Annotated in this window: 1 protein-coding gene; it reads left to right on the top strand. The window is 70.2% G+C overall.

Annotated elements, in window-relative coordinates; all coding sequences use genetic code 11:
• Positions 1 to 96: 96 nt before the first annotated feature.
• Positions 97 to 1,782, top strand: a complete 1,686-nt coding sequence (locus ACIPXB_RS37120) for an IS1182 family transposase (protein ID WP_401457421.1) — start codon at positions 97 to 99, stop codon at positions 1,780 to 1,782.
• Positions 1,783 to 1,796: the final 14 nt, after the last annotated feature.

Genomic DNA, 1,796 nt, shown 5'->3' with positions numbered 1-1,796 from the left:
GGATGCTGTTGGTTTATTCGGGGCCTGGCGTGACGTCGGCCTTCGAGACCCGGTTGTGGTCTTGAGGGCCGACGTTGTCGTATGGGGTGGGGGCGGATGTCGATGCAGCCGGAGGGGTCTGGGGAGATCCCGGCGGAGACGGTGCGGGTGGCGCGGGCCGCGTTCCCGAAGGGGAGCCTTGCGATCCGGGTCCGTGACGAGCTGGGGCCGCTGTTCACTGACGAGGAGTTCGCGGACCTCTTCCCGTCACGCGGGCGGCCGGCCTGGTCACCGGGGCGTCTCGCATTGGTCCTGGTGTTGCAGTTCGTCGAGGGGCTGACCGACCGGCAGGCCGCGGAGGCGGTGAGGGCCAGGATCGACTTCAAGTACGCCCTCGGGCTCCGGCTGGACGATCCGGGCTTTGACTTCTCCGTCCTGTCGGAGTTCAGGGACCGGCTGGTCCAGGCGGATGCCGGGCGCCGGGTGCTGGACGGCATCCTTGCCGCGGTCCGGGACAAGGGGCTGCTCACCAGCAGGGGCAAGGCCCGCACCGACTCCACGCACGTACTGTCGGCGGCACGGGAGCTGTCCTGGCTGGAGATGGTCGCCGAAACCCTGCGTGCGGCCCTGAACGCGCTCGCCGCCGCCGCTCCCGACTGGCTGGCCGAGGTCGCCGAGCCGGACTGGTTCAGGCACTACGCCACCCGCGCCGAGGACTCACGGTTCCCCAGGACTGCGGCCAAGCGGGAGGAGACCGGCCGCCGGATCGGAGCCGACGGGATGCGGCTGCTTCAGGCCGTCACCTCGCCCGGTGCGCCGGCCGGACTGCGGGCGGTGCCCGAGGTGGAAGTCCTGCGACGGATGTGGGTCCAGCACTTCCACCTGGTCGGGGGCGAGGTGCGGCGGCGGGACCCAAAAGACCGGCCGCCGGGCGGGACGCGCCTGGTCACCCCCTATGACGCCCAGGCGCGCGGCGGCGTCAAGCGCGACACGATGTGGGACGGATACAAGGTCCACCTCACCGAGACCTGCGGTGGTGACACTCCGGACCTGATCACGAACGTCGCCACCACCGATGCCACGGTCAGCGACTTCGACCTGGTCCCGGCTGTCCACGCCGCTCTCGCCGAGCGCCGGCTGCTTCCTGATGAGCACCTGGTCGACACCGGCTACGTCACCGCCCGCCACATCGTGGCCGCCCGGCGCGAGCACAACGTGGAGCTGACAGGGCCGATGATGCCCGGCACCGGCTGGCAGAACCGGGCCGGGACCTCACAGACCTTTCCCGTGGGCGCGTTCACCATCGACTGGGACCGCCGGACGGTGACCTGCCCCGGCGGGAAGAACAGCACCCGCTGGGCGAGGGAACCCGTCCGCGACAAGGTCGAGATCCGGGTGCAGTTCTCGAAGACCGACTGCGGACCCTGCAAGGTCAAGGACTCATGCACCCGCGGACCGCGCCGCAAGCTGACCCTCCAGGACCGGGACATCCATGAGGTCCTGCACCAGCGCCGGGCCGAGCAGGAGACCGACGCGTGGAAAGAGCGCTACAAGCTCCGTGCCGGTGTCGAAGGCGCCATCTCCCAGGCTGTGAACCGGTGCGGCCTGCGCAGATCCCGCTACCGCGGCCTCGCCAAAACCAGCCTCCAGCACCAGCTCACCGGAGCGGCGATCAACCTCGCCCGCATCGACGCCCACCTCACCAGCACACCCCGAGCCCGCACCCGCACCAGCCACTTCGCACGACTTCGCCCCGCCGACCAGAACTCGATCGACGGGGCGAAGCAGACGACCCCGAATTGACCAACAGCATCCGG

The sequence above is a fragment of the Streptomyces sp. NPDC090022 genome, from assembly GCF_044748145.1.
Lineage (GTDB): Bacteria > Actinomycetota > Actinomycetes > Streptomycetales > Streptomycetaceae > Streptomyces.
Note: the sequence above shows the minus strand (reverse complement) of the source record. Positions and strands in the feature narration are given on the sequence as shown.

Bases quoted from the DNA above. Each gene is read 5' to 3' on its own strand.
- ACIPXB_RS37120 (WP_401457421.1), top strand. From the start codon at position 97: ATGTCGATGCAGCCGGAGGGGTCTGGGGAGATCCCGGCGGAGACGGTG.